The sequence below is a fragment of the Massilia rubra genome, from assembly GCF_011682065.1.
Taxonomy (GTDB): domain Bacteria; phylum Pseudomonadota; class Gammaproteobacteria; order Burkholderiales; family Burkholderiaceae_D; genus Telluria_A; species Telluria_A rubra.
The window spans coordinates 1-8,661 of the sequence record NZ_VUYU01000054.1 but is presented as its reverse complement, the minus strand read 5'-3'; the positions used below and the strand labels follow the sequence as shown (position 1 = coordinate 8,661).

Genomic DNA, 8,661 nt, shown 5'->3' with positions numbered 1-8,661 from the left:
GACTGCAAACGGCGCTGGTGGTGGGGCCGAAAGGCGAAGAGATCCACACCGACAAATACGGCCGCGTGCGCGTGCAGTTCCACTGGGACCGCATCGGCGAATACGACGAGAAAAGCTCGGCGTGGATTCGTGTGGCCACCTCGTGGTCGGGCGCCAACTTCGGCGTGACGGCGATTCCGCGCATCGGCTCGGAAGTGATCGTCCAGTTCATGGACGGCAACCCGGATCGGCCGTTGGTCACCGGCATGGTGCCGAACGAAGACACCATGGTGCCGTGGACGCTGCCGGACAACAAGACCCAGAGCGGCGTGCTGACGCGTTCCACGCCGAAGGGCAACTACAACACCGCCAATGCGCTGCGTTTCGAGGATAAAAAGGGCCAGGAACAGTTGTGGCTGCATGCCGAGAAGGACCAACTGACCGAGGTCGAGCACGACGAGGACAAGTGGGTTGGGAATGATCGCCGCAAGACCATCGACCGGGATGAGACCACCCTCGTCAAGCGCGACCGCACGGAGACTGTGGACCGTGATGAAACCATTACGGTCCACAACAACCGCAAGGAGCGGGTTGATCACGACGAGACCATCAGCATCGGCGATAACCGGACTGAGGATGTGGGGATCAACGAGACCATCACGATTGGGGCGAACCGGACCAAGACCGTGGTGCAGAACGAGACCGACAGCATCGGTGGGGCTTGGACCATTACCGTAGCGAAAATGAAGACGGAAACGATTGCCCTTGCGTCGATCCAGAACGTCGGCATGGCGCGCATGGAAAACGTGGGCCTTGGCTACGACCTGAACGTGGGGTTGGCGATGGCGACCATTGTCGGAACGCACAAGGTGACCAAGGTGGGGAATGAATATTCCATCACAGCGGGTGATGAATTGTCCATTACGGTAGGTAAGGCGAGCATGGTGATGAAGTCAGACGGCACGATCACCATCAACGGGCACACGTTCAGCGTGGGAACCACCGACGAACAGACCTTCAAGGCCGATGGCAACATCACCCTGAAGGGCAAGAAAATTCTGGAGAACTGATGAAGCAAGCCACAGAATCCGGCAGCAGCCTGCCGGTCACCGAATCTGCGCAGCCGGAAGGTCTGTTACATGACGTGATCGTGCAAACGCCGCAGCGGCCCACACGCGCAGACGGCATCGCCGTGGGTACCTTCGATGGTATCGGCACCGACGGCGGCGCCTTGGTCAGCATCGCCACGTTCGGCCTGAGCCGCATCCGTGCCCGCAGCATCAGCCCGCTCGACCCGAGCAACATCGGCCAAGCGCTGGCGCTGGGCTTCGAGGGCGGCGATCCGATGCAACCGATTATCCTGGGCCTGATGCTGGCCGCCCCGGCCGTCTCCACGCCCGCCCACTCCTCTAGCGAAGTGCTGCTCGACGGCAAGCGCGTGGTGCTCACCGCGGAGCACGAGATCGAACTGCGCTGCGGCGAAGCGGCGCTGATCCTCTGCGCGGATGGCCGCATTCAATTGCGCGGCACTTACATCACCAGCCACGCCAGCGCGACTCAGCGAATTTTGGGCGGCTCGGTCAACATCAATTAAGCTAGGTGCCTTATGGAAGTTATTGTAGGTTCTAAACACTTGGTGGCCGATATCAGCTCCGCAGTCGACGTTTTCGGGCGCGACCATCTGGTCATTGTAGCGAAGGGGACGTGGCAAATTCCATCTCCGGGCGAGCGTCCGCGCCCGTTGCAACCACAACCCATAGAGCAAACCGATGTTTTCATAGGTGATCCGGGAGAAAGCGCCATGATATATGGCTCTGACATTGTGCGATTCAAGCCGCGTTGTGACGTCCTCTTCAATGCAAGTGCACACGTTCTGGATGGCATACCTCTGCCGCAGCTGAATGTAGTCTGGCAGGTCGGAACCTTGCGAAAAGGCGTCAAGGTTCATGGTGACCGCTATTGGCGAAAACGCCTCGGCTTGGTGTCAATTTCTGAAGCAGAGCCCTTTATTCGCATGCCATTGCACTTTGGTAGAGCATTTGGTGGGACCCGAACGTATAAAAAAGGCTGGGGGAAAAATGTCCCGACGCTCACGGAAGCGCAATTGAGAAATCCAGCGGGAGTCGGGTGGTTCGGGTCGCAAGCTGACGATGACATAGACGGCCAGGCAGTACCAAACTTGGAGGCACTTGATGATCCGGTACGAAAACCAAATGGTAAGCAGAGTCCGGTGGCATTTTCAGCGATTGCTCGTCATTGGCAACCACGCCCGACTTATACCGGGACTTACGATGAGAACTGGCAGCGTAATGTATTCCCTTTCTTACCGGAAGACTATGACGAGCAATTTAATCAATGCGCACCAGAAGATCAGCAAATGGCATATCCGGTCGGCAATGAACAAATCATTCTTCGGAATATGATGTTAAATAGGCCAGATGTGCGATTCAAGTTACCAAGACTAAATAATATAAGCATACGTGTGTTAAGGACTGATTACAGTACAGATGAACCCATTGCCGTTGCTGACACTTTGTATTTCGAGCCCGATAATGCGCGATTTAGCGTAGTGTGGCGTGCAAGCGTTCCAATCAACCGTCGTATTCAAGAGTTCAAAACGATTTCTATCGGCCCCGTAAACGCCGAGTGGTGGCACAAAAAATCGCTGGGAATCGACGGATGCAACAGTTGCGGCGGATCTCAAATTGATAATAATTTGAAAATATCAACATGAATCGCCACATCGAAAACAATAAAGATCAAATGCGTAACAGCTTGATGATTTCAGCTGCCGGTCTGTGCTGTTCTTTGGGTTATCACCTTGACGCGGTCGTATGTGCGCTTCGTGCCAATATGGACCATTTTCAAGAAAGTACGTTTTACAGCGCACCCTTGAAACCACTGAATGTTGCAATGCTTCCCGACGAAATCTATGGCAGTAAGCGACTCCAACTCTGGACCGAATTTGCAATCGGCGACTGCGCGAAAAATATGGCGGAACCACTATCTCTTTTTGATACTGCTCGCACAATTCTAGTGATTTTGGCACCTGACGCTATCCGTGCAAGGGGCGACGAAATGTTCTATAGAAAGCTCGCGCAAGATGCCATGGCGGGCGTCCGTGCCACCATGATGCCCTCATCAATTTTTGACAAAGTGGAAGCTGCATATCGCACCACTGTCTTCATGGAAGGGAGAATTGGATTGGCAAAAGGATTAATACGAGCCGCGCAACACTTAGCGAATCACGAAGCAGAGCAGATTTTGCTAATTGCGGCAGATAGCTATATCAACACGACAGACATCAATTTTTACTTAAATGAAGCTCGATTATTTACAGATGGCAATAATGATGGTTTTATTCCGGGTGAAGCCGCAGCAGCGTTATTGCTAACTTCTGCAATGATGGACGCTGATGGGCTGCACGTTAAAGGTATCGGTACAGGGGAAGAGATCGGACGTGTAGACGGGAGCACACCAAGTCGTGCTCAAGGACTAACCCAAGCTATCCGAGCAGCGCTTAATCAAGCCAAATTTGTAAATACTGACATTGCATTCCGCATTAGCGATCAAAATGGGGAGCAGTTCTATTCGAATGAGGGGGCCAATGCCATAACACGTGTTATGTTCGGCGCTCAAAAATTAACCCAGTTGACCTTGGCCGATAAAATTGGTGAGGTTGGTGCTGCTTCCGGCCCAGCGATGCTTGCCTGGCTGCAACGCGAAATGGGTCACCATATGTATAGCCCGGGTTCGACCGGGCTAATTCACTTAGCTAGCGACAATGGAACTCGTTGCGCTATCGTTGTTCATCAACACGGAGATACATGAGATGGAAACGCATGTCTATGCGAATGACAATGAAATTTGTTCGAAGGCCGCAGATGGGAAGGCAATCGTGGGCCCGGACCTGTGCTGGAGTCCTCCTGCCCCACCTGCCGGTCCAGTATTGATTCCATATTCGAATACAGCGTTTGCAAAGGACCTGGAAAACGGATCCACCACGGTGTTTATAGGCGGCACACCGGTGGCTCTTCGTGATGTCTCCTATCTTGCCAATAGTGTAGGCAACGAGCCAGCGACACGTTCTCTAGGTATGGGCCTTGCGACCCACACTATTAAGGGAAAAGCGTATTTTACGGCTTGGTCGCCTGATGTGAAGATAGAAGGTTTGAATGTTTGTCGCCATTGTGACCCAATGACTCACAATCACGGATAAGGCTATGGTCGCTAAAATACCGAGAAAGAGAAAGTCAAACGATGAAAACCCAAAAGTTGAAAACCCACAAAGTCCGGCAAAAAATCAGAACTCGCCGGCCGCCGCCCAACCAGCGGCCTCAGCACTAAAAACCGGAGGTAATACAATAAGTTCGCCTTATCTTGACACTTTTAATACAAAAAAAGCGTGTAAAAAAGACCTCGCTGATGTCGTGCAAAATTGCACACCGCACAACGACGAAAAAGACGCTAAAACCGGAAAAGCGAAACTGAAACCTCAAGGTATCAAGCAAAAACTTTCTAAGGTTACCGATGTTATCGATACCTTAGGAAAAAAATTGACCGGTTACACAAGAAATATTGATAGTAAAACTGCTTTTGACGGAAACGGTTGGATGGAAGAAGGATGTACTGGAGCTTGGGTCACACCGTTCGCTCCGAGACAAAAGGGGGATCAAGCAGGTATCGACGCTGATAAGAAGAAATTAGCGGAAGTCAAGACCAGCATGCAGGATATGCTTAAAAAGCTCGAGAATGAAAAAATGTCGCTTTTGATGAGCTCACTCAGCTCACTTAAAGCGATGGCCTTAGCCGCTGCAAAAGCTAAAGCGGAAGAAATTATTCAGCGACTTGCGGTTAAAATTGTGGTAAAGGCATTTTTTGGGGTTGTTCTCGTAGAGACCGTAGCCGGTCCTTTCATTATGGCAGCTTGGACCGCACATGACATCGTTGCAACGGCAGCTGAACTCGCCGCGCTCATAGGTCCAAAGGGGGAAGCTGTGTCCAGAGCGATGGCTAAGATCTTGAATATTAAGGACGAAGCAAAAAAAATATTGGCCATGTATGATGCCAATCCGCATCGAGCGCAAGCGGATGCTATGTCACTTTTAGCACAACTGAATCCTTGCATGCGGGCCCGAAAGTGTCTTTTGATTCCCTACAAAAATACTACACCTGATGGGGTAAATGTACCTGAAGTAGAGAAAAACAAAGCGACCGCTCAAGCCAGACACGGTACAGGTTGTTGCCCGGGACAGACCGGTCACCATATTATTCCAAATGCAATGATGGAGGGGGTAGGATGTGCTGCTTATGAATACGAAAACGCACCGACTATCTGTTTAGAAGGGACAAAGAATGGCTTTGAACATGGAAGTCATGGATTAGCTCATAAAAATCTAAGCGAATCCATTAAAGAATATAAAAAAAAGAATAATAGCAATTTTCTAGATTACAAAGAAGCCAAGAAACAGGGCATTGACGCGGTTGTGGAAGCGGGTGCCTTTCACTGCAATCGTGAGTGCTTGGAGGCACAAATTGATAGTCATTACAAACCCTGCGAGGACAAAATGCTCAATGCAAATGCAGGCACAGGCAAGGCGGTGAAAAAGTCTCAGCCTGCAGTTTCCCCAACAATACCATCTGAAAGCAAATGAAAATGAAAATATCTCTTGACGCCTATAAAGGAACGCTCCATAGATATTATATTGTTGGTTGCGCTGTTCGTGATAGTACATCTCTGGGTTTTATGGTAGTGCGCTGGTATACAGATGAAGAGGTTGAGGAAGAGGAAAGGGAAGGCTATGATCCAAGATTGCGTGAAAAGCGTCTGGTAACATTTTACACCGATCTACAACCAACCTCGCAATGGGGAGCAACTGACCTTGAAGGGTGGAATTATTCCACAATTGCAGGATCACAAAAACCCAAGGGGCAGCTTATTGCAGCTGAACTCGACGATAAAATATATGTTATTGGTAGTGGCGACAGATATTATGATATGTCATTCCTTGACGAGGGAAGCCCTGTGCGTGGTGGGGTAAGCCGACTTAAGCGAATAAAAGACCATGTTTACGTGTGCGGCAGCCTGCGCTCCGTAGCTAAAATGATAGGTAAAAATGAATGGCTTTCGTATTCTCACCTGATTCCTAAGCAGCCCGATCAAACCTATGGCGGATTCAATGACATTGACGGCTTCGAAGATAATGATATCTATGCGGTCGGCGGCAAAGGAGATGTCTTTCGTTTCGATGGAATAAATTGGCATCAAATTGAGTTCCCAAGTAATATTCGACTTACGAACGTATGCTGTGGTGGTGATGGAAATGTATATATCTCCGGTACCGGCGGCGTCACATTTATTGGAAGAAATAATAAGTGGACGAAAATTAGTGAGGGAAACTTAAATATTGGTTTTAAAGATATGGTTTGGTTTGGGGATCGTGTCTGGTGTACAAATGACTATGGAGTTTGGACAATACACAAGAACAAAGTAAAGCCCGCTGATTTACCGGGTGAAATTGCTGTCTGCGCTGGATATCTTTCAGTTGCAGACGGAGTGATGTTGCTCGGTGGTTTAGGTGGGGCCGCATTCATGCAAAACGGAAAATGGGAGAATATTTATCTGCGAAATGAAATGGAAGATTTAGCCGACGAACAATCCGCTTAGAAGTCATTTCGCAAGCTGGAAATTAGCGCCATTGAATATCAGTACATATATTAAGGAAATGATCCAAAAAAATCATGGCACTCGCTAAATTTGACCCTCCCGTAATTTATGCCTTAGTCTTGCGTCATGCCGAAGATGCAGCTTTTTATTGGTCCCAACTGGAATGGACTATCCGTTCTGCGGACGTTGGATTCGAACGATTAAAGCACTTCAATCGTTTACTAGATGCACATTTGGACGGCCTGAATGTCGCCGGTCCGACAGGATTGAAAATTTCTTTTGCCGCGTTAGAACGGTGGCTAAAACCGGGCGAAGCATTTAGTTGTACGTGGTTTGCAATAAGCTCGGATAATGCTCGCATACTGGATGATGTACTCAAATTGTTGTGTCGGCGCCCAGACCAGTTGGTACGCGGAGCAATTTCTGCACTGGCTGCCTGTCATGTGGACTACTTCCCAACGATTGCGAAGCGTTGGTCATCAGTTGATGCCGCCCCCGTCGCTCAAGTCGTGGCCTTGCGCGCTGCGGCGTTGCGGGGCAACACCGCTGTTGCCCAGTTGGATAATCCGCTGCCAATTTACTTGCATTCTCAAAACTTGCATATCCGCGCAGCTGCCTGCCGCGCTTGCGCCGCCGAAGGTCAACCGGGAAGCATCGTTCCCCTGCTTCGCGAGGCATTGAGCGACCCTGATCTGCAGGTGCGTGCCGAAGCAGCCATCGCGTTGGGCAAACTTGGCGACGCCCAAGCAGCACTTCCGGTTCTGCTTCAAAGCGTGCTGATACAAGCCAGCCTTTACAGCTGCGCGACCGGTGCTATTCGCGCCCAAGCCAGCCGTCGCCTTCAACGGTGGGTACGCGAGCTTGCCTGGCTCGCGCCAATTGGTGCACCCGAAGCCCGTGATTTTCTGGCACAGCTGCCACCCCGTATGGCCCTCACCTTCGCGCTATGGCATGGCGACCTGGCTCACATTCCTTTCGTCATTGATCAACTCGCCGATGAGGACGTTGGCCGCTACGCCGGCTGGGTATGGCAAACGCTGACGGGCATCGACCTCAACGCCAGCGGCCTTGCCTTGCCAGAGCCCGATCCCGCGAGCCTGGACCCCGATCAATTGATTACCGAAACCCGGCTCGACGCCGACAGCGGACACCCTCAAGCGGACCAGGCTGCGGTAAAGGCGGTAACGGCCGCCAGCCCGCACCTCGTTAGTCGAGGCAAACGCGCGCTGCTCGGCCGCGAGATCGACGCCAGAGCCGCCCTCGAGCTACTCGAAAACGCACCGCAAGCCATTCGCGCCATGGCCGCGCAGATGCTTAACCATGCGCAGTCAACGGTCCATATGAACGTGCGTGCATCCACCACAGAACAGAGAATCGCAATGAACAAGCTGCACGACATGTTTCCCCCACGGGAGGCAGCATGAGTACCCCGCTGCTCGACCCATGGACCGATGCCGCCACCATCGCCGCGCGCCTAAATGCGCCATCCGCGCGCCTGACATTGATCGTCGGCGCCACCGGCTGGTGCGAAATCTGCCGCACCCTCAAGCCGGTCTTTGAGTCCCTGGCTGCGGAACACGGCGGAAAGAACGATACCTGGCTCTGGCTCGATCTCGAAGATCACGCCGAGTTCCTGGACGACTTCATTCCCGATAGTCTTCCACTGCTGGTCAGCTACAAAGGTGCTCAGTTGACCCACGCTCTCGTTCCCAGCCGCCTTACCACATCGGCGCTGGCCGACCTGATGGCGGAGTCACCGCGCATCGAGCAAGCCGCCCTGCCGGATATTCGTGCCCGCCTAATGGCGGTTGACTGGGCGACGTAGCGACCACAAGCTGGGAATGCCCGAAGGTTAGCAACGAAGCGCCTTCCGCGCGTGTAATCCACGCAACCGCCTGCTGCGCCTGAACTTTCCCAGCGGAGGCCCCGCCAGCCTCGTGGCCAACCGGATCGACGCGGTGGAGGGCCTGTCGCGCGACTTCCACTTCACCGTCGAATGCCTGAGCGACGATCCC

The 8,661-nt window shown here is 52.1% G+C and carries 9 protein-coding genes; all 9 read left to right on the top strand.

Annotated features, from left to right (window positions below; genetic code table 11):
• Positions 1-1,049: type VI secretion system Vgr family protein (locus F0185_RS33735; RefSeq protein WP_167233018.1), on the top strand; the 1,049-nt coding region annotated here is incomplete at its 5' end.
• Positions 1,049-1,573 (top strand): DUF6484 domain-containing protein, encoded by a 525-nt coding sequence (locus tag F0185_RS33730; protein ID WP_167233016.1) that lies wholly within the window; start codon positions 1,049-1,051, stop codon positions 1,571-1,573. The genes F0185_RS33735 and F0185_RS33730, both read left to right, overlap by 1 nt.
• Positions 1,574-1,585: 12 nt before the next feature.
• Positions 1,586-2,713, top strand: a complete 1,128-nt coding sequence (locus F0185_RS33725; protein ID WP_167233015.1) for a DUF2169 family type VI secretion system accessory protein — start codon at positions 1,586-1,588, stop codon at positions 2,711-2,713.
• A complete protein-coding gene (locus tag F0185_RS33720) occupies positions 2,710-3,810 on the top strand; it encodes a hypothetical protein (RefSeq protein ID WP_167233013.1) in 1,101 nt (366 codons plus the stop codon). Before F0185_RS33725 ends, F0185_RS33720 begins: the two co-directional genes overlap by 4 nt.
• A gap of 1 nt (position 3,811) precedes the next feature.
• Positions 3,812-4,198, top strand: a complete 387-nt coding sequence (locus tag F0185_RS33715) for a DUF4150 domain-containing protein (RefSeq protein WP_167233011.1) — start codon at positions 3,812-3,814, stop codon at positions 4,196-4,198.
• Between the two features lie 4 nt (positions 4,199-4,202).
• Positions 4,203-5,633 carry an HNH/endonuclease VII fold toxin-2 domain-containing protein gene (locus F0185_RS33710; RefSeq protein WP_167233009.1) on the top strand — a complete coding sequence of 477 codons (1,431 nt, stop codon included), beginning with the start codon at positions 4,203-4,205 and terminating at the stop codon, positions 5,631-5,633.
• Positions 5,630-6,646: a hypothetical protein gene (locus F0185_RS33705; protein WP_167233007.1), complete on the top strand. Its 1,017-nt coding sequence runs from the start codon at positions 5,630-5,632 to the stop codon at positions 6,644-6,646. The genes F0185_RS33710 and F0185_RS33705 overlap by 4 nt, the downstream gene beginning before the upstream one ends.
• Positions 6,647-6,720: 74 nt before the next feature.
• Entirely contained in the window at positions 6,721-8,070 is a 1,350-nt protein-coding gene (locus F0185_RS33700; protein WP_167233005.1) for a HEAT repeat domain-containing protein, read from the top strand.
• A complete protein-coding gene (locus F0185_RS33695) occupies positions 8,067-8,471 on the top strand; it encodes a thioredoxin family protein (protein ID WP_167233003.1) in 405 nt (134 codons plus the stop codon). Before F0185_RS33700 ends, F0185_RS33695 begins: the two co-directional genes overlap by 4 nt.
• Positions 8,472-8,661 lie beyond the last annotated feature (190 nt).